This is a genomic window from Blastococcus colisei (genome assembly GCF_006717095.1).
GTDB classification, from domain to species: domain Bacteria; phylum Actinomycetota; class Actinomycetes; order Mycobacteriales; family Geodermatophilaceae; genus Blastococcus_B; species Blastococcus_B colisei.
Genome location: NZ_VFQE01000001.1, coordinates 2,342,605 through 2,360,657, shown reverse-complemented (window position 1 = coordinate 2,360,657; position 18,053 = coordinate 2,342,605). Strand labels below are relative to the sequence as shown.

The 18,053-nt window shown below is 72.3% G+C and carries 16 protein-coding genes and 1 pseudogene; 3 read left to right on the top strand and 14 right to left on the bottom strand.

Translation table 11 applies throughout. From position 1 onward, the window contains the following. Together FHU33_RS11250 and FHU33_RS11245 are read right to left on the bottom strand one after the other, a co-directional pair. Entirely contained in the window at nucleotides 1-879 is an 879-nt protein-coding gene (locus FHU33_RS11250) for a patatin-like phospholipase family protein (protein ID WP_142025446.1), read from the bottom strand. Between the two features lie 72 nt (nucleotides 880-951). After that, on the bottom strand, nucleotides 952-1,692 hold the full coding sequence (locus FHU33_RS11245; protein ID WP_142025445.1) for an IclR family transcriptional regulator: 741 nt from the start codon (nucleotides 1,690-1,692) through the stop codon (nucleotides 952-954). An 83-nt stretch (nucleotides 1,693-1,775) separates the two neighbouring features. Here FHU33_RS11245 and FHU33_RS11240 point away from each other — a divergent pair, with 83 nt between their 5' ends. Further along, nucleotides 1,776-3,704 (top strand): FAD-binding monooxygenase, encoded by a 1,929-nt coding sequence (locus FHU33_RS11240; protein WP_142025444.1) that lies wholly within the window; start codon nucleotides 1,776-1,778, stop codon nucleotides 3,702-3,704. 52 nt (nucleotides 3,705-3,756) lie between these two features. Next, nucleotides 3,757-4,158 (top strand): DoxX family protein, encoded by a 402-nt coding sequence (locus FHU33_RS11235; RefSeq protein ID WP_211355078.1) that lies wholly within the window; start codon nucleotides 3,757-3,759, stop codon nucleotides 4,156-4,158. Between the two features lie 5 nt (nucleotides 4,159-4,163). Here FHU33_RS11235 and FHU33_RS26185 read toward each other — a convergent pair. The 12 genes and pseudogenes from FHU33_RS26185 to FHU33_RS11170 form a co-directional block, all read right to left on the bottom strand. Next, nucleotides 4,164-4,676 (bottom strand): annotated as a pseudogene (locus tag FHU33_RS26185) (UGSC family (seleno)protein). Then, the gene (locus tag FHU33_RS11220) at nucleotides 4,673-6,070 is read right to left on the bottom strand and encodes a thioredoxin family protein (RefSeq protein WP_142025441.1); all 1,398 of its coding nucleotides are present in this window, start codon (nucleotides 6,068-6,070) and stop codon (nucleotides 4,673-4,675) included. Before FHU33_RS11220 ends, FHU33_RS26185 begins: the two are co-directional and overlap by 4 nt. Before the next feature lie 57 nt (nucleotides 6,071-6,127). Then, the gene (locus FHU33_RS25795) at nucleotides 6,128-6,628 is read right to left on the bottom strand and encodes an MBL fold metallo-hydrolase (RefSeq protein ID WP_246063515.1); all 501 of its coding nucleotides are present in this window, start codon (nucleotides 6,626-6,628) and stop codon (nucleotides 6,128-6,130) included. Nucleotides 6,629-7,396: 768 nt separating this feature from the next. Continuing rightward, nucleotides 7,397-9,130: a CocE/NonD family hydrolase gene (locus FHU33_RS11210; RefSeq protein ID WP_142025440.1), complete on the bottom strand. Its 1,734-nt coding sequence runs from the start codon at nucleotides 9,128-9,130 to the stop codon at nucleotides 7,397-7,399. After that, nucleotides 9,123-10,055: an MBL fold metallo-hydrolase gene (locus tag FHU33_RS11205; RefSeq protein ID WP_170182415.1), complete on the bottom strand. Its 933-nt coding sequence runs from the start codon at nucleotides 10,053-10,055 to the stop codon at nucleotides 9,123-9,125. Before FHU33_RS11205 ends, FHU33_RS11210 begins: the two co-directional genes overlap by 8 nt. A gap of 5 nt (nucleotides 10,056-10,060) precedes the next feature. Next, complete coding sequence (locus FHU33_RS11200) at nucleotides 10,061-10,999, bottom strand: alpha/beta hydrolase (protein ID WP_142025438.1); 939 nt, start codon at nucleotides 10,997-10,999, stop codon at nucleotides 10,061-10,063. Further along, a complete protein-coding gene (locus FHU33_RS11195) occupies nucleotides 10,996-12,108 on the bottom strand; it encodes an FAD-dependent oxidoreductase (RefSeq protein WP_142025437.1) in 1,113 nt (370 codons plus the stop codon). The genes FHU33_RS11200 and FHU33_RS11195 overlap by 4 nt, the downstream gene beginning before the upstream one ends. 13 nt (nucleotides 12,109-12,121) lie before the next feature. Next, nucleotides 12,122-13,090 (bottom strand): phosphotriesterase family protein, encoded by a 969-nt coding sequence (locus FHU33_RS11190; RefSeq protein ID WP_142025436.1) that lies wholly within the window; start codon nucleotides 13,088-13,090, stop codon nucleotides 12,122-12,124. Between the two features lie 24 nt (nucleotides 13,091-13,114). After that, nucleotides 13,115-14,083: a phosphotriesterase family protein gene (locus tag FHU33_RS11185; RefSeq protein WP_142025435.1), complete on the bottom strand. Its 969-nt coding sequence runs from the start codon at nucleotides 14,081-14,083 to the stop codon at nucleotides 13,115-13,117. Further along, nucleotides 14,080-15,240, bottom strand: a complete 1,161-nt coding sequence (locus FHU33_RS11180; protein ID WP_142025434.1) for an NAD(P)/FAD-dependent oxidoreductase — start codon at nucleotides 15,238-15,240, stop codon at nucleotides 14,080-14,082. Before FHU33_RS11180 ends, FHU33_RS11185 begins: the two co-directional genes overlap by 4 nt. A 2-nt stretch (nucleotides 15,241-15,242) precedes the next feature. Further along, nucleotides 15,243-15,446: a ferredoxin gene (locus FHU33_RS11175; protein WP_142025433.1), complete on the bottom strand. Its 204-nt coding sequence runs from the start codon at nucleotides 15,444-15,446 to the stop codon at nucleotides 15,243-15,245. Further along, entirely contained in the window at nucleotides 15,443-16,615 is a 1,173-nt protein-coding gene (locus FHU33_RS11170) for a cytochrome P450 (RefSeq protein WP_246063513.1), read from the bottom strand. Before FHU33_RS11170 ends, FHU33_RS11175 begins: the two co-directional genes overlap by 4 nt. Nucleotides 16,616-16,992: 377 nt before the next feature. Here FHU33_RS11170 and FHU33_RS11165 point away from each other — a divergent pair, with 377 nt between their 5' ends. Further along, nucleotides 16,993-18,000 (top strand): ABC transporter permease, encoded by a 1,008-nt coding sequence (locus FHU33_RS11165; RefSeq protein ID WP_142025431.1) that lies wholly within the window; start codon nucleotides 16,993-16,995, stop codon nucleotides 17,998-18,000. Nucleotides 18,001-18,053: the final 53 nt, after the last annotated feature.

Genomic DNA, 18,053 nt, shown 5'->3' with positions numbered 1-18,053 from the left:
TCAGGCCGCCCCGTCCTCGGACGCGCCGGACCGGTCCAGGTAGCCGGCGGCCGCGACATACGCCCGCTCGATCCGGTCGGGCACGCCGGAGAGGTCGCGGTAGCGCACGTTCCGCAGGTCTCCGGCCGCAGGGGCGGACTGCTCACCTGAAGGCAGCACGTGCAGGGTGACGTCCGGTGGCAGCGCGGCCAGGTCGGCGGCGAACCGATGTCGCCGGGCGATCTCGAAGGCGACCAGCGCGACCTCCCACGGCCTCGCCGGCGGGCGCAGCGGACGGTCGATCCGCCCCACGTGCAGGACGTAGATCGTGTCGGCGCCGAGGGCGACCGCCCGGCCGACCGGGATGCTGTGCACCAGCCCCCCGTCCAGGTAGTGCTCACCGTCGATCTCTGCCGGCGGCAGCAGCCCGGGAACCGCGCAGGACGCGAGAACCGCCTCGCTCAGCGAACCGTCGGTGAACCAGTGCTCGGCGGCCCGCTCGATGCTGGCTGCGACGCACTGGAAGGGAACCGGCAGCTCGGCGAAGGTCTGCACCGGCAGATGCTCCGTGAGCAGGTCCCGGAGTGGCTCCCGCGGATGCAGGTGGGTGCGGGTCCGTACCAGGGTGCCCACACGGGCCAGCACGGACCCGGCGAAGATGCCCTGGGAGGTCAGCTCCTCCCACAGCCCGCGCAACCGCTGCACCCCGTTCAGGGTGGGGTCGGCGGCGACGAGCGCGCCGTTGATCGCGCCGACCGAGGTGCCCACGATCAGGTCCGGGCTGATCTCGCGCTCGAGCAGGGCTCGCAACATCCCGACCTCGGCCGCGCCGAGCACTCCCCCGCCACCGAGGACGAATGCCGTGCCGCCGCGCTCGGCCGGCACCCGTGTCGATGCCATGGTCGGCATGGTGCCACCCGTCGCAGGACGCGCGCAGCCTCCGGTCACGGACGGCGGCGTCGAGGTCCCCGGTCAGCCGTCGCCCAGATCGCGTGCGATGCCGCCGGCAGCCTCGGCCAGCGCTTCCTTCCAGACCGGCAACCGATCCCGGGAGTACCGGGCCGAGGGCGCGGCCACGGAGAGGGCGGCGCCGGTGACCCCGCCCGAGGGCGGGACGGCGACCCCCACCGCCGTCAGCCCCGCCTCGGTCTCCTGGTCGTTGACCGCGACCCCCCGGCGCCGGACGGTACGCAGCTCGCGCTCCAGCCGCACCGCAACGGCCGCGTCCAGGGATGCCACGACGGCGGCGAGCCGTTCGTCGTCCAGCGTGGCCAGCACCGCCTTGCCGCCCGAGCTGAGGTGGGCCGGCAGCGTCCGGCCGGTTCGGTCGCCGACCCGCAGCACCTGGTCGCTCTCGACCGTCGCGACGAACCGGACGTCCGGGCCGGCCAGCACCATCACGTTCGCGGTCTCCCCTACCGCCTCGACCAGTCCGCGCAGGTGTGGCAGGGCGACTTCGCGCAACCGGGCGACCGACGCCTGCTGCACCGGTCCACGGCGCAGGACCGGCCCGGCGGCGTACCGGCGGTCCGGCAGCTGCTCGGCGAAGTCCCGGTAGACGAGCATGCCCAGCAGGCGGTGGGCCGTCGACACCGACACCCCCAGGCGCGCGGCGACGTCGGTGACCCGCATGGCCCCCTCCTGCTGCAGCAGGCTCGCCAGGAGCAGCGCGGAGTCGACCGAGGCGATCGCGTACGCAGGTCGGTTCTTCACTGCAGAAAAGGCTATCCCGTCCTGCGAGAGGTGAGGCACCGTCGGGAGCGCCATCACACCGACGGATGTCAGGGGAACGAAGCGTGCAGTTCTACCTCGACGGCTACCGGCCCGGCGACCCGTTCCTCGAGGAGCCGCACCCGTCGGTCGCCGACCGGCCGGAGGGCCTGCCCGAGGAGGTCGACGTCCTCATCGTGGGGTGCGGCCCGGCCGGTCTCGTCCTGGCCGCCCAGCTGGCCAACTTCCCCGACGTCACGACCATGGTCATCGACCGCCGGGACGGTCCGCTCGAGGTGGGCCAGGCCGACGGGGTCGCCTGCCGCACCGTGGAGATGTTCGAGGCGTTCGGGCTGGCCGACCAGCTGATCGCCGAGGGCTACTGGGTCAACGAGGTCTCCTTCTGGCGGCCGGATCCGGATGACCGGTCGAGGATCACGCGGACCGGGCGGATCCAGGACGTCGAGGACGGCCTGTCGGAGATGCCGCACGTCATCGTCAACCAGGCCCGGATGCTCGCCTACCTGCGCGGCTCCATGGAACGGTCGGCCAGCCGGCTGCGACCGCACTACGGACTGCACGCCAGTGAACTCACCGTCGATCCCAGTGGCGAGTCCGAGCACCCGGTGACCGTCACGCTGCAGCACCTGGCGGACTTCCGGGAGACCGGCCGGACCTCGACGGTGCGCGCCAGGTACGTCGTCGGCTGCGACGGCGCGCGCAGCGGCGTCCGGACGGCGATCGGTCGCGAACTGGTCGGCGACCTGACGAACCAGACATGGGGCGTCATGGACGTCCTGGCCGTCACCGACTTCCCCGACATCCGCCTCAAGGCGGCCGTCTCGGCGGATCAGGGCAGCGTCCTGATCATTCCCCGCGAGGGTGGCTACCTGGTGCGGATCTACCTCGAGCTCGACGCGGTCAGGGACCGGGACATGCTGGAGAACCGCAGCGTCACGCCGGAGAAGCTCGCCGCGGTCGCGAACCGGATCCTGCATCCGTACACCATCGAGGTGAAGGACGTCGGCTGGTGGTCGGTGTACGAGATCGGCCAGCGGCTGTGCGACAAGTTCGACGACGTGCCGGCCGCGGAGACCCCTTCCCGCCACCCGCACGTCTTCATCGCGGGCGACGCCTGTCACACGCACAGCGCCAAGGCCGGTCAGGGCATGAACGTGTCGATGGCCGACGCCTGGAACCTCGGCTGGAAACTGGCCGCCGTGCTCCGGGGGACGGCCGTGCCCGACCTGCTGCACACCTACTCCGCGGAGCGCCAGGAGGTCGCGGCCGAGCTCATCGCGTTCGACCGCGAGTTCTCCCGGATGTTCAGCGCGGCCCCGAAGGAGGGAGGTGACAGCGGCGATGACGAGGATATCGATCCGGAGAGATTCCAGCGGTACTTCGCCGCCCAGGGGCGCTTCACCGCGGGCGTCGCCACCCGGTACGCGCCGTCGATGATCACCGCTTCTCCGGAGTTCCAGGACCTGGCGCGGGGCCTCCCGGTCGGCATGCGCTTCCACTCCGCTCCGGTCGTCCGCCTGGCCGACGCCAAACCGGTGCAGCTGGGCCACGTCGCCCGGGCCGACGGCGCCTGGCGGCTCTACGTCTTCGCCGACCGGTCGGACCCGGCGAGCCCGGACTCACGGGCCCGGGCACTGTGCGACTTCCTGGTGTCGGAGAAGTCCCCGATCGCGCGGCACACGCCGGCCGGGGCCGACCCGGACTCGGTCATCGACGTCCGCGCCGTCTTCCAGCAGGGGCACCGGGACCTGCCCGTCGACGCGATGCCGGCGGTCCTGCAGCCGAGGAAGGGACGGTTCGGCCTGGTCGACTACGAGAAGGCCTTCTGCCCCGACCCCGCGGCCGGCGACATCTTCGACCTGCGCGGGATCGACCGGGACGCGGGCTGCGTCGTCGTCGTCCGGCCGGACCAGTACGTCGCCCACGTGCTGCCCCTGGACGCGCACGACGAGCTGGCGGACTTCCTGGCGGGCATCCTGGTCGACGCCCGGTAGGGGCGGACGGCCGTCAGCGGGGCGCGCCGGCCCGCCCGGCTACGGTGCGGCCGTGGCTTCCGTCGCCCGCACCGCTGCCCGTCTCCTGCTCGGCGCGGCCATGGTGGGCGCGGGGGTGGCCCACCTGACGGTCCAGCGGCAGGAGTTCCAGGCCCAGGTGCCCGCCTGGTTCCCCCTCGACGAGGACCTCACGGTGCTCGGCTCCGGCGTCGCCGAGATCGTTCTGGGCGCGTCCTTCATCGTCTTCCCGAAGAAGCGGCGGCTCGTCGGAGCGCTGCTGGCGGCGTTCTTCGTGGTGGTCTTCCCGGGCAACGTCGCCCAGTACCTCGAGGGCACCGACGCCTTCGGCCTCGACACGGACCGGAAGCGACTCGTCCGGCTGTTCTTCCAACCCCTCCTCGTGCTCCTGGCGCTGTTCGGCGGCGGCTGGTTGCGGCGCACCCGGCGGGACTGACCCTCCTACGCCGTCAGCGCGGCGACCACGTCGGGGTAGACCTGCTCGGCGGTGGCGCGCAGCTCGTCGTCGGTCCGGTCCTGGACCGGGTGGGGCACCAGCACGAACGGGGCGGGGAAGCCGAGCGCCTCGCCCTGCACGCGCGCGGCCTCGGCGAAGGCCTCGCTGGCGAGGAAGAGGGCCACCACGCCGCGGCGTTCGAGATCGGCGATGTCGTGCACACTGCACGACGTGCACGAGCCCTAATCGGCGAGCGCCTCGATCACCACCTCGCACTGCTCGGCGATCTCGTGCCGCAGGTCGACCGGGGCGGTGCGGGCGAACGTCGGCTTGCGGTACCGGCGCACATGGACCCCGTCCGCGGTCAACAGCTGCTCCAGCCGGTCGAGGACGACGTCGCCGCGGGCCTTGCTGATGTCGAGCAGCCCGACGGTGCGGCCGTCCAGCGTGGACGGACGGGGCAGGAGCGCGCGGCCCGGTGCCTGTCGCTGCCCGGTCGGGTCCAGCACGGTCCTCATGTGCGCACCTCTCGTGTCACGGGAACGCTGCCCGTCTCCCCGCCGACCCAACCGCCGACGATCGCGCTGAACAACCCCGCCTCGCCGCCTGCGTGAGCCAGAAGCAGGCCACCCGGCCGGAACTTGGGCAGGTCGCGCCCCGCCATCGAGTCCGGCACCCCCTCGGCCACGCTCCCTACGCCTCTGATGAGCTCGTCGGCCGGCAGGGTGAGCAGCACCTCGAGCTCGCCGATCAGCCGGGAGCGGTCCCATCCCGCCTCGCGGAACACCCGCCCGTGCTCCGGAGAGACGACGAGCATCGCATCGAAGGCCATCGGCAGCTTCGGGTGCGCGTTGACGCGTAGACAGGCGGCGAACGTCCGGGCCAAGGAGTCCGGGTTCCGGCTGAGCTGATCGACCACCGGCTGCACCCCCGAGCCGGCGTAGAGGGTGACCGCGTCCCCGGGGACGCCGCGGTCGGCGGCCAGCGGCGCGAACGGGCTGCCCTCCTCCCGCTCGGCGAAGCAGAAGGTGATCTTTCCGGGGTTGCCCAGCGTCGCCCGGTCGACCTTCCCGGGTCGGCCACCCCCCACGTTCCGCACGACGAGCTGCAGCGCCCGGCCGATCGTGGCGTTGGCGCGGTTGCCCTGCCCGAGCGCGTTGACTCCGCTGTTCATCCCGATCCGCTTCGCGATCGGGCCGTTGACGACGACGAGCGGACCGGAGAAGTACGTCGTCGCCAGCAGACCGTGCAGGGCGAACTCCTCCGTGCACGCCGCCTCCAGGGCGGCCAGCACGACCGGCAGGTACTCGGGCAGGCAGCCGGCCATCACCGCGTTGACGGCCACCTTCTCGACGGTGCACTCCACGAGGTCGGGCGGCACGATCGCGACGACGTCACCGGGGGCGCGCGTGGTGCCGCGCAGCATCCGGAGCACCCTCTCAGGGGTCGGCGGGACGACGGGGAGCCCGTCGGTCCAGCCGCGGTCGAACAGCGCTTCGTGCTCGTCCTCGGCGTCGGCCAGCTCGACGCGGCGGCTGGTCAGCCCGCTGCCGCCGTAGCGTGCCTCGAGCTCGTCGATCCGGAAGGGGTCGACCGACAGCGATCCGCAGCCGGGGCGGTGGTCGGGCAGGTTCGGCCCCAGCCCGGGCACGCCGGTGAGCTGCTCCCACTGCTCGCGGCTCCAGCCGACGACCCGCGCGGTCTCCTGCCCCTCCCGGACGCGCAGCAGGGTGGGCACCGTCTCGATGCCCAGCCGGTAGGACAGCTCGAGCTCGCTGTCGTCGCCGTCGAACCAGTCGGCGTCGTCCTGGCACCAGACGGCGGCACCCAGTTCCCGCAGCACCGGCTCGACCAGCACGCAGGTGGGGCAGTCGTGCTTGACCACCGCGACGAGTCCGTCCGGGAGGCGCATGGGCCGACGCTAGCCCGTGCCCCACCCGACCGCCCCGTGACGGTGGGCCCCGTCGCGTCAGCCCACGCTGAGCTCCATCAGATCCTCCCCGACGATGAGTCGCCCGGAGTAACCCCGCCGCGCCTGCTGCCAGCGGCCCTTCGGGTTGTTCTCCGGGAGCAGGTGGGTGAGCACCAGGTTCTTCGCGCCGGCGGGCTCGGCCACGTCGCGGCCGACCTGCTCGATGGTGGTGTGCGACTCGATCAGGTGCTGCTTGAGCGGCTCGAAGAATTCCTTCGGCAGCACCGAGCCGAGGCTCTCCACCCACGCCAGGTCGATCACCTCGTGGACGAGGTAGTCGGTACCCCGGGCGAGGTCGATCAGGTTCTGGCTGACGGTGGTGTCACCGGACACGGTGATCGAGCCGTCCGGAGTGTCGAAGCGGAACCCGTACGACGGCGCGGTCGGCCGGTGGTCGACCAGCGTGGCGGTGACGCGCACGTCGCCGTCGGTCCACACGTCGAGGGGCGCCTCCAGGCGCGGCGGCACACCGGCCGGACCGATCGACGGCCAGACCACGCGGTGATCGATGTCCCGGACGTCGAAGACGCTGAACGGGGGGGCGGAAGCCCGAGTCGCGGGCGCGGTCGTTGAAGTCCGCGGCCCAAGCGTGCGCCAGACGCGCGGTCATCTCGGAGATTCCCGGCGTGGGCTCGAACTGCTCGGTCGATGGATCGTCGGGGCTGTACACGCCCGGCTCCACTCTCCCTACGAACCTGGTGAGCGAGCCGCGGTTCCCCGGCCCGAAGACTTGGATCGGTTGCCCCGCGCGCCCGGTGGTGTTGATGGGTCCGGTGGCATAGGTCGCCGGCCAGTCCAGCAGGTGGTCGCTGTGCATGTGCGTGAAGAACACGCCCCGCACGTTGGTCAGCGCCGTGGCTGCTCCGACCCGCCCCGACAGGCTGCTCTGGCGCAGCCGGAGGAGCGAGCCCACGCCGAGGTCCACGACGTACACGCGGTCCCCGTACGCGATGGCGGTGGAGATGCCGGAGCGCTCGCCCGTCAGGAGGCCGGGTCCACCCGCGGTGCCCAGCAGGACCAGACGGGTGCGACCCCTGCGGCCACGCCCGGACGAGCCCGGCCCCGCCGCCCGGGCGGGGGTCACGCCGGCTGCGACCATGCCACCGGCCGCCGCCGTGGCACCCAGGACCTTGAGGAAGGCCCGCCGATTGGACTCCGGCATGGCCGGATCGCCCGCTACGCGGGCAAGGACGTCACACATGTCGTGTCTCCATCTCCTCGGGGAACTGCCCGGTAACGGGGATCCGGGACCGGGATGGCGGCGGACTACTGCGGCTGCACCGCCTCGACCGTCGTGAACGGCAGCACGAGCCGGGAGGGGTGGAGGGCGTCGCGGTAGATCTTGTGGGTGACCGGCCGGCCCACCGGCAGGTGGAAGGCGTCCGGCGGCAGCAGGGCGTTGTGCTCGTCGGCCAGCGGCTCGTCGTTGGACAGCTCCACGACCAGGCGGTGGCCCGGCCGGAACGTGGCCGCGAACGGGTAGAGCCGCAGGACGTACTCCTCGATCACCCCCGGCTCCACCGGCACCGCGCGGGTGTGCGGGTGGTGCGGGTTGCCCTCGGTGGTCCGCTCGTCCAGCTCCCGGTGTGACGCCTTGAGGTAGCCGGAGGTGATCAGCTGGCGACCGCCGCCCGGCGCGACGTCCCACAGCCGCAGGATGAAGTTCGTGTCCGGCTGGTCGATCTCGGCGAACAGGTGCGCCGCACCGGTGCCGATCAGCTCGGTGGGCTGCTCGAACGGCGGGGTGCTCCAGCTGAGGATCTCGACCTTGTCGGTCACGGTGAGGGGCGCCTGGTACCAGCCGTCCGGCGCGGCGTGCTCGGGGCCCATGAGCTCCGGCTCCGGGGAGAGCTTGCCGCGGGGGCGCAGGTACAGCGACCGGTACTCGACGTCCTTCGGGGGCCACTGGCCGGCGGTGACCACGTCCCGCGAGCCCTCGACGAAGACGCTCACGGCCGGCTCGTCCATGACCCCGTTGTCGACGCCCTTGAGCCAGTACTCGTACCAGCGGAACATCTCGTCGTGCTCCTCGACCCAGGGGCGCGACTGCATGGGCGGGTAGGAGCCGATGACCAGCTTCTTCGGCCCCGTCAGGGCCTCGAACAGCTCGACGTGCCCGTCGACGGTCCAGCCGCGGCCCTGGTCGATCTGCAGGTAGACCGGGATGTCGATGTTCCGGGCGAGGTTGATCGGGTTGCGCTCCTCGTACCACTCGCCGTCGAGCTCGTTGAGCACGATGTCGAACCACGCCTCGTGGTGCTTCGGGTAGTGCAGGACGTGCACGAGGTTCGGCCAGGCGGCGACGTCGGGGTCCTGCAGGCGCTCGGCGACGCGCTTGCGCACCTCCTCGGCGGAGTACGTCTCGAGCATGCGCGAGGTGATCCGGTCGGTGAACGCCCAGCCGGAGTCACCGCCCCGGCCCTCGCGGGCCGCGCGCGGCATCAGCCACATGATCCCGCCGTGGTACGTGGTCTCGTAGAAGTCGAAGTGGCCGCCGCTGACGAAGATCGCCTTGAGCGACGGCGGGCGCTCGGCGGCGGCCAGCACCTGCATCGACCCGAAGTAGGAGATGCCGATCATGCCGACGTTGCCATCGCACCACGGCTGCTCGGCGACCCACTCGATGACGTCGTACGCGTCCTGGCCGAGTGGCACTCCCCCGGCGTTGTAGTTGCCGACGTGCTCGCCGTCGGAGGCACCGGACCCGCGCAGGTCGCCGATGACGTGGGCGTAGTCCTCCTGCACGACCCGGGCGACGTCGCCGGCCTCGATGCAGCCGTCCCACATCGGACTGGGACGGCGCTGGGGCGGCATGGTGAGCGCCAGCGCCTGCAGCTCCTTGCCGTACGGGCTGAGCGCGACGAGCGCCGGGCGCGGCCTGTCCTCGACGCCGGAGTAGACGTCGGCGGCCAGCGTCACGCCGTCACGCATCGGGACGCGCAGGTCCTTGCGGACGGCGATCGTCTGCGTGCCGGCCTGGACCTGGCGGATGTCAGCCATGGGAGTGCAGCTCCTTGTATCCGTGCAGGGTCGTGAAGAACGGGGACGGTTCGAGCGTGGGGTCGCCGGTGTAGCCGGCCTCCTCGGCGACGCGGGCGAAGGGGGAGTACGCCGAGTCGGTCTGCCTCAGCCCCTCGGCCAGTGCCCGCGCGGCCGCCCCGGCGACGCGCGCCTCGATGTCGAGGCTGCCCTGGAGGGCCTGCTGCGCCTGGTTCCGGTCGAGCTCGACGCCGTACGGCACGGCGTCGGCCGTGCGGTACGGGTGCCCGAGGTACAGGCGCCGGGGGCGGACGACGTCCCGGAGGCGCTCCAGGCTCGCCCGGTAGGCCCGCGGGTCCTCGTAACCGGGGAAGCCGTTGGCCGCGCCGTGCACCTGGACGGCGTCACCGACGAAGACGTCGTCCTGGCCGTCGACGACGTAGGCGACCGAGCCGGCCGTGTGGCCGGGGATCGCGTGCGCAGAGACCGTGACGTCGCCGCCGAGCGACAGCGTCTCCCCGCCGCGGACGAGCATGTGCGGCTCCATCTCGCCGGAGATCGCGCCGGCCGCCATCGCGGTCTGCTTCGCCTCGGCCTCCGGGTCGGACAGGTACCGCGCCCGCACGTCGAGGTAGTTCTGCACGTGCGCCCGGCGGGACCGCAGCAGGGGCGCGTCGGCCTCGGAGATCACGACCTGCGCACGCCGGCCGGTGAGCTCCCACAGCGCGTGTGCCCCGCCGACGTGGTCGATGTGACCGTGGGTCAGCAAGATCCAGCGGACGTCCTCGATGCGTCGGCCGAGGGCCTCGAGCGCCGGGGCCATGCCCTCGGCCGGTGACGAGGCGACCCCGGTGTCGACGATCGCCGGCTCCGGCGCATCGATGAAGAAGCTGTACAGCCCGAACCGGCCCCACGGCGAGACCAACGGGTGGATGTCGACGGCCACGGCGGTCAGCCCCGGCCGAGGCCATGCTCATTCACGAACATGGCGGTCTCCTCGAACACCCGGGCGAACTCCGGGATCCAGGAGAAGTGCTGCACGAAGCCGTGCCCGGCGCCGTCGTATCGCGACACGGTGGCCGGCACGCCGGCGTCACGCAGCCGCTGCCCGTAGAGCTCGCCCTCGTCGCGCAGCGGGTCGTGCTCGGCGGTGACGACCAGTGCCGGGGGCAGGCCCGACAGGTCGGCGCGCTTGATCGGCGAGACCAGCGGGTCGGCCGGGTCGGCTCCGCTGTCGAGGTAGAAGGCGTTGAACGGCTTCAGCCCAGCGGTCTCCAGGCCGTAGCCGACAGCGTTCTCCCGCAGGGAGGCGTACCGGTCGACGTCGAAGTCCAGGTCCAGGGAGGGGTAGAAGAGCACCTGGTGCGTGATCGCATCGAACCCGTCGTCGTGCGCCATCGCGGCGACCGCGGCCACGAAGGTGCCCCCCGAGCTGTCACCGGCGACCGCCAGGGTGCCGCCGTCCCAACCGAGTCCGGAATCGTCACCGGCCGCCCACCGGACGACGCCGTAGCAGTCCTGCAGCCCGGCGGGGAACGCGTCCTCGGGGGCCCGGCGGTAGCCGACGGAGACGACCGTGAACCCGGTCTCCTTCGCCAGCGACCGCGCGACGTGGTCGTGGGTCTCCAGGCTGCCGAGGAAGAACGCGCCGCCGTGGAAGTAGACGAGCAGGCCGTAGGAGTCGGCCTCGACCGGCGTGTAGATCCGCACCGGGACGTCGCCGGCCGGAGTCGGCCCCGTGCGGTCCTCCACCGCGTGCAGCGGCAGCCGCTCGGCGACCGGCGATACGTGCGCTTCCTCGCCGGCGCGCATGGCCGCCGGGTCCAGCGGGCCGGGAGGCGGCGCCGGCATCGAGGCCAGCGCGGCCGCGACCTGGGGGTGCAGGGTCATCGGGTGCCCTGCGACGCGGGCTTCTGACCGGGGAAGACGTCGTCGAGCTCGTCGTCGGTCCAGCCGTGGCGGGAGATGGCCTGCAGCTCGTCGGTGACCGGCTTGCGCTCGGCCTGGAACGCAGCGAGCGCCGCGGGCACCGAATCGGCCGCGAGCAGGGCGTCGACCAGCGCGCCGGCGTCCATGATGGCCGAGTTCGCGCCCTGCCCCTGGTGGTGCAGCATCGCGTGCGCCGAGTCGCCCAGCAGGGTCACCGAGCCGGTGTGCCAGGTGTCGACCGGGTCGATGTCGTACACGGCACGGACGTTCACGGTGGCCAGGTCGAGGTCGCGGGCGATGGCCATGATCCGCTCGTCGAAGCCCTGCACCTTGGACAGCAGGTCCTCCTTGGTCACCTGCGGCACCCAGGTGCCGTCGGCGTCGAGCGCGGTGACATCGAAGGAGAGCCCGTCGCGGTGGCGCAGCGGCAGCAGGTAGACCTTCGTGCCGCGACCGATGTACATGCGCAGGTTGTCGTCGACGACCATGCCGTGGCAGGCGCTGGTGGGGATGACCACGCGGTAGGCGTGCTCGCCGGCGAACACCGGCTCGTGCTCGCCGAACAGCTGCTGGCGCACGGTGGACTTGATGCCGTCGGCGCCGATGACGAGGTCGGCCTCGACCGTCTCGCCGTTGGTGAAGCGCAGCACGGTGCTGGACCCGCGGTCCTCGAGGCTCTCGAGCTTGTGACCGAGCTTGATCATGCCCTCGGGCAGCACGCCGGTGAGGGCGTCGATGAAGTCGCCGCGGTGGATGAGGTGCGTGTGCGTCTTCACCTCGTAGTCGTCCATGCCCGGCCACGAGTCCTTGGCGATCGGGTCGCCGGTGGCGGCGAGGATCTCGAAGTAGTCGCTGGGCGAGCTCACGCGGGCGATCGCGTCGAAGATGCCCCACCGGCGGAACAGGTCCATGGTCGACGGGCGCAGGCCGATGCCGGCACCGACCTCGTGGATCTCGTTCGCCTGCTCGTACACGGTGACGTCGGCACCCTGCAGGCTCAGGCCCTTGGCGACGGCGGCGCCGCCGTACCCCGCACCCACGACGGCGATCTTCAGGTTCGTGATGTCCATGGCTGTGCTTCTCTCAGTTCGTCGTGAGGGTCAGGAAGTCGGCGGGGTTGGTGACGAAGATCCGGTGGATGGTGGCGTCGTCGATCCCCTCCTGCCGCAGGTCGGGGATGAGCTGCTCGTAGATGTAGTTGACGGTGTGGCCCTTGACGCCGGGCCAGCCCAGCGGGCTGCAGTTGGCGTCGGCCGAGGCGAGCACCTGGTCGATGTGGCCCTCGCCGATGAGCCGGAGGAAGTGCTCCAGGCGCTCGCGGCGATGCCGGCCCCAGAACGGCGGGTCGGGCAGCTCCAGGTCGTAGCCGAAGGTGTCGAAGCCGATCCGGCCACCGCCGCCGAGGATCGCCGTCTCGTTGACCTTGCCCTGACTGACCCCGTCGTCGGCGTGCCCGAAGAGCACCCGGTCCAGCGGCAGGCCCTCCTCGGCGAAGACGGCGAGTGCCGGCTCCACGTCGACGGCGAGGTGGGTGAAGATCGGGACGCCGGTGAGCAGCGCGGCGCGGGCGGCGGCCCGGTAGATGCGGAGGTCCAGCTCCTTCATCCGGAAGCCGCGGCTGACCCCGACCTTGATGATCCCGGCCTTGCCGCCGGTGGTGCCGATGCCCACGGTGATCTCGTGGACGAACTGGCGCATCAGGTAGTCGACGCTGGCCTCGGCGAAGAAGCGCAGGGCGGTGTCGCCGCCGACGAAGCCGGTGGCCGCGACGATGTGCACGCCGGTCTTGGCCGACAGCGACCGGTAGTAGTCGACGTCGCGGCCGTTGCAGATGCCGGTGGCGTCGACGAACGTGCAGCCGCCGTACTGCCGGCTGTACTCGGCGAACCGGCGCAGCGTGGGGACGGTCTCCTCGTAGCGCTGCTCGGGGGTCTTCCACCACTGGGTGTCGAGCTCCGAGCCGGGCATGCCGTAGCCGATGTGCTCGTGGACGGCGACCAGGCCGAGCTCCTCGGCCGCGATGGGGCCCAGGACGGTGTTGACGCGGGACATGTTCTCTCTCTCCAGGTCCGGCGCTCAGCGCACCGCGAGGAGGTCGCGCGGGTTCGCGACCAGGATCTGCTGGATGTCGGCGTCGGCGACGCCGCGCGCGGCGAGCAGCGGGGCGAACGCGGTGAGCGCGTGCGCGTAGGGCAGCTCGTAGGGGGCGTGGCCCTTGGCGACGCCGACCGCGTTGCCCGACAGCAGGACGCGGCCCGCGTGCCCGGCCGCGACGAGCCCGGCGACCAGTTCGGCCCGCCCGGCGTCCCGGAGGTGCTCGTCGGAGTCGTTCAGGCCGACGTGGTCGATCGCGACGTAGGCGCCGCGTTCGGCGACGACGGCGGGCCAGCCGGCGGCGACGGCCTCGGCCCGGTCGAGGTCGCCGACGACGACGCGGTCCGCGGCCAGCCCCTCGGCGAGGACCAGCTGCAGCTCGGCGACGGCGTCGGCTCCGTAGCGGATCGAGACCGGTACGCCGGTGGCGAGCGCCGCGCGGGCCGCGCCGCGGAACAGGCTCTCGTCGGTGGGGGTGAGCCCGCCGCGGGTGCCGGTGGTGGCGACCAGGCCGGCGGCGCCGCGGCGCTCGACCCGCGGGACCACCATGCCCTCGGAGACCTCGCGGCCGAAGAGGTCGGCGAACTTCTCCGCGGGCCAGGGCGTGGGCGGGTTGGTCTGCGGGGTGAGGAAGTAGCCGCCGAGGTTGTCCTCGGGGCCCATGCCGGTCGAGGCGACGACGTGCACGCCGGTCGACCGGGAGAGGTTCTCGAGCAGCGTGACGTCCCGGCCGTGGAACATGCCGGTGCTGTCGACGACGGTGCCGCCGCCGGCCTGCTTGAAGGCGGTGAGCTTGCCGGCCAGCACCTCGAAGATTTCGGCCCGGTCCATCGAGATGTCGTAGCCGTGCTCCGCTCCGGGGACGACCGAGAGGAGGGCCTCGTGGACCGCGACGACGCCGAGCGAGTCGGCGGGTACGGGCCCGAGGACGGTGTTCACGGTGGCGCTCATGCGGCGGCTCCTGTGGTGGTGGGTGCGGGAGCCTTGGCGAGCAGCCGCTTGAGCTTGGCGGGCGGGGTGGGGTGGTTGACCGCGACGACGGTCCGGGGCGCACCGGCGTCGGGCCAGGCCAGGAGGGCCGAGCCGGCGTCGAGCGAGCCGTCGAGCACGGCCGGCTCGCCCTGCGGGTCCGCCGAGCCGACCATCTTCACGTCGAGGCCGAACTGCTCGGTCCACGCGTAGCGGGACGGCGTGTAGACCGGGGCGTCGTCCCCGTGCAGCAGCGTCTTCGCCGCGGCGCGCGCCTGCTCGACGGCGTTGGTCCAATTGGGGATGCGGGCCAGGGCGCCGTCGCCGGTGGCGAAGACCGCGACGTCACCGGCGGCGACCACGTGCGGGCTGACCCGGCAGCGCTCGTCGACGAGCACCCCGCCGGCGACCGGCAGGCCGGAGCCGGCCAGCCACTCGACGTTGGGCACGTCGCCGACCGCGGAGACGATCAGGTCGGCCTCCAGCCGCTGCCCGTCGGCGGTCTCGACCGCGGTCGGGAACGGCGTGCCCAGCAGCCGGACGCCGCCGTGCGTGAGCACGAACCGGACGCCGGCCTGCGCCGCGACGGTGCGGACGTGGCCGCCCACCGCCGTCCCGAGCAGCCGGTCGAGCGGGGGTGCCAGGTCGACGACGGTGACGTCCCTGCCCAGGGCGCGGGCCGTGGAGGCGACCTCCATTCCCAGGAAGCCGCCGCCGACGACCAGCACCGAGGCTGCGCGGTCGAGGTGGTCGCGCAGCCGCAGGCCGTCGTCGTAGGTGCGCAGCACGCGCTCGGCCTGGTTGACCGTGCCGATGCGGCGGGCGCGCGCACCGGTGGCGATGATCAGGCCGTCGTAGCCGACCGGCCCGGCCGGGGTCAGGACGGTGCGGTTGGCGGTGTCCAGCCCGGTGGCCGGCGTGCGCAGGTGCAGGTCGACCTCGTCCGACAGCGGCGCCAGGACCACGTCGTCGGCGCTCTCCCGCCCGGCGAGGACGCCTTTCGACAGCGGCACCCGCGTGTAGGGCGGGAGGTCCTCGTCGCTGAGCACGGTGATCCGTCCGTCGAACTCCTCCATGCGCAGCGTCTCCACCGCGGTCAGCGCCGCGATGGAGCCGCCGACGACGACGACGTCCCGCACGATCAGGCTCCCGTGCTCTGCTCGACGCGGAGCGCGGCGACGGGGCACACCCGGGCGCCGGCCTCCGCCTTGCGCTCCAGCTCCGGCGGCACCGTCTCGTGCAGCAGCACGACGATCGCCTCGTCGTCGAGCTCGTAGACCTCCGGTGCGACGTCGGCGCACAGGCCGTGGCCCTCGCACCGGTCGCGGTCGGCCACGATCCTCATGCCGGCACGACTTCCAGGACAGGGAGCGAGTCGATGCTCCGGGTCGCGTTGTGCGGGACCCGCACCTCCGCGCCGACCACGAGGCGCTTCACGCGACGGGCCAGCGCGTCGATCACGGCGTGCGCCTCCAGCCGGGCCAGCCCCTGGCCGGCGCAGCCGTGGATGCCGTACCCGAGGGAGAGGTGGTCGACGGGGTTGCGCTCGACCAGGAACTCGTCGGGGTTCTCGTAGTGCCGCGGGTCACGGTTCCCGGCGCCGAGGCAGACGGCCACGCGAGCACCCGCAGGGATCGTGACGCCCTCGAGCTCGACATCCTTCGTCGCCTCCCGGCCCCAGACGTTGATCGGTGCCCAGAAGCGGAGCACCTCGTTGAAGGCGGCCGGGACGAGCGAGAAGTCCTCGCGGACGAGCGTCAGCTGCTCGGGATGCGCGGCGAACAGGGCGATGATGTTGCCGATCGCGCTGACGGTGTTCTCCACACCGGCCGCCAGGTACTGGTGGATGATCGGCCCGGCCGAGCCCGGCGGGATCGCACCGCGCTCCTCGGCCTCGAAGATGCCGCGGCCGATCGAGCCCTCGGCCAGGTCGCTCTTGGTGACGGTCGAGCACCAGGCATAGAGCTCCCCGGCGATCGGAAAGCTCTCGGCGGTCCGCTTGTTCAGCGGACCGATCACCTGGTTGGCCGCCTTGCCCCAGTCGAGCATGTGGCTGCGCACCTCACCGGTGAACCCGATGAGGTCGGCGACGATCTCCAGGGGGAAAGCGCGCGCGATCGAGTCGATCGCGTCGAAGGAGCCGGACTCGACGAGGTCCGCGACGAGCGTGTCGGCCTTGGCGTCGATCTGCCCCTTGAGACCGCGCAGGGCGCGCGGCGAGAGGTTCTCGGTCAGCGCTGCCCGCAGGGCCGTGTGCTGCGGCGGGTCAGAGGCGAGCGAGGTGCCTTGCAGTGCCTCGTTGACCATGGGGTTGAAGCCGACGCCGTGGGCCGAGGAGAAGGTCTCCCAGTCGCCCAGGGCGTCCCGGATGACGTCGTAGCGGGTGAGCGCATAGACGTCGTTGGCCGGCAGGTGCACGACCGCGCCGAGCTCGCGGAGCTGCGCGTAATACGGGTACGGGTCGAGCAGGACCTCGTCGGAGAAGAGGTCGATGTCGGAGGACGGGACGGACACGGGGCCACCTCGGGGAGTCGGACGTCGCTGTCGGGCACTGCGGTGGTCGGTCCGCTGAGGCCGCCGGTGTGAGCGCGCCTGTTCGGACCTCTGGCCGTGCCGGGGCGGTGTGCCTACGGTCACGAGCTCGTTGTGCACCATGTCACCTCGCTTTACACAGTGTCAACCAAAAGGCGGGGCGCGTCGACGGCGGCCGCCGTCCGCCGCTCCGGCCGGAGACGACATGGCGACCTGAGTCTTGACACCGTGTCTAATTGACTGTCAGCCTGTCCTGACTGTTAGCTCCGCCACAACGCCGTGCCGCAGGAGGCCGCCGTGCCCGCACGACCTGCCCAGTCCCCCAGTGACCCCGCTCCCCTCACCGGTGGCGACGCGCCGTGACCGCTCCCGCCACCGACGCGCCCGCAGCCCCCGAGGCCCCGGCGGCGGCCCCGCGCCGCTCGTCCGCCGGGCTGTTCGCCGCCCGCTTCGCGGTCATCGGCGTGTGGCTGGCGCTCATCGCCGTCTACGGGATCCTGGAGCCGGACACGTTCCTCACCACCGGCACCTTCCAGACGATCTTCGGCAGCCAGCTGGCCCTGGTGTTCCTCACCGCCGCCCTGCTGTGCACCATCTGCGTCGGCGAATTCGTCGACCTGTCCGTCGCGTCGGTGCTCGGGCTCTCGGCCACGCTGCTGCCGGTCCTGGTGGTCGACCACGGCTGGAACATCTGGTCCGCCTCCCTGGCCGCGATCGTGGCCGGGGGCGTCGTCGGCGCCGTCAACGGGTTCCTGGTCGTCCGCGTCGGCGTGAACACGATCGTCGTCACCCTCGGCATGGGCACGCTGCTGCTCGGTGTCGCCCTGTGGCTCACGAACCTGACCGCGAAGAGCGGGCTGCCGCGGGAGTTCGGCGAGGTCTCGCTGTACCGCGTCGCCGGCCTGCCGCTGGGCTTCTACTGGGGCCTGGTCCTCATGCTGGTGTTCGCCTACGTGCTGGCGTTCACGCCGCTGGGACGCAACATGCGCTTCGTCGGGGCCAACCGCGAGGTCAGCCGGCTGGCCGGCGTCCGCGTCGACCGGATCCGGTTCGGGGCATTCGTCACCGCCGGCCTGGTCTGCGGCCTCGGCGGGGTCCTGGCCGCCGCCGCGGTGGGTGGCTTCGACCCGACGACGTCGCAGAGCTACCTGTTGCCGACCTTCGCCGCGACCTTTCTGGGCACCGCCGTGCTGCAGCCGGGCCGGTTCAACCCGCTCGGCACGCTGATCGCCGTCTACTTCCTGGCCACCGGGATCCTCGGCCTCAACCTGCTCGGCTACACGGGCTGGGTCACGAGCGTCTTCTACGGCGGCGTGCTCGTCGTCGCCGTCACCGTCTCCTCGCTCTTCCACCGCCGCGCGGGCTGACCCTCCGCCACACCCCGCACTTCCCCTCCCCTGGGCCCTGCCGCCCATGTCGA

Bases quoted from the DNA above. Each gene is read 5' to 3' on its own strand.
- FHU33_RS11250 (WP_142025446.1), bottom strand. From the start codon at position 879: ATGGCATCGACACGGGTGCCGGCCGAGCGCGGCGGCACGGCATTCGTC.
- FHU33_RS11220 (WP_142025441.1), bottom strand. From the start codon at position 6,070: ATGCGCCTCCCGGACGGACTCGTCGCGGTGGTCAAGCACGACTGCCCC.
- FHU33_RS11210 (WP_142025440.1), bottom strand. From the start codon at position 9,130: ATGGCTGACATCCGCCAGGTCCAGGCCGGCACGCAGACGATCGCCGTC.
- FHU33_RS11200 (WP_142025438.1), bottom strand. From the start codon at position 10,999: ATGACCCTGCACCCCCAGGTCGCGGCCGCGCTGGCCTCGATGCCGGCG.
- FHU33_RS11195 (WP_142025437.1), bottom strand. From the start codon at position 12,108: ATGGACATCACGAACCTGAAGATCGCCGTCGTGGGTGCGGGGTACGGC.
- FHU33_RS11190 (WP_142025436.1), bottom strand. From the start codon at position 13,090: ATGTCCCGCGTCAACACCGTCCTGGGCCCCATCGCGGCCGAGGAGCTC.
- FHU33_RS11185 (WP_142025435.1), bottom strand. From the start codon at position 14,083: ATGAGCGCCACCGTGAACACCGTCCTCGGGCCCGTACCCGCCGACTCG.
- FHU33_RS11175 (WP_142025433.1), bottom strand. From the start codon at position 15,446: ATGAGGATCGTGGCCGACCGCGACCGGTGCGAGGGCCACGGCCTGTGC.